This window comes from Sedimentibacter sp. B4, assembly GCF_000309315.1.
Lineage (GTDB): Bacteria > Bacillota > Clostridia > Tissierellales > Sedimentibacteraceae > Sedimentibacter > Sedimentibacter saalensis.
The window spans coordinates 1-275 of sequence record NZ_CANG01000946.1 but is presented as its reverse complement, the minus strand read 5'-3'; the positions used below and the strand labels follow the sequence as shown (position 1 = coordinate 275).

Genomic DNA, 275 nt, shown 5'->3' with positions numbered 1-275 from the left:
GTGTATTCTTCAACGAGTCTCAGGCCTTCGCCGAATCTTTGGAAGTGAACTATTTCTCTTTCTCTCAGCCATCTCAGTGTGTCTTTTACAAGAGGGTCATCTGTTAAAAGAATCAGGTTTTCATATGTTGCTCTTGCTTTTTGCTCTGCAGCCATGTCATTGTATAAATCAGCTATAGGATCCCCCTTTGCCTGGGTGTATTTTGCTTCCCATGGAACACCGTCAGAGTCAAGTAAAAATGGACATGTTTCATGGTTTGCGTAGTAGCCTCCCAT

1 protein-coding gene is annotated in these 275 nt (G+C 42.9%); it reads right to left on the bottom strand.

The window, feature by feature from the left end:
• Positions 1–275, bottom strand: a 275-nt coding sequence (locus tag BN358_RS17715; protein ID WP_019229866.1) for a manganese catalase family protein, incomplete at both ends; no start/stop codon positions are given.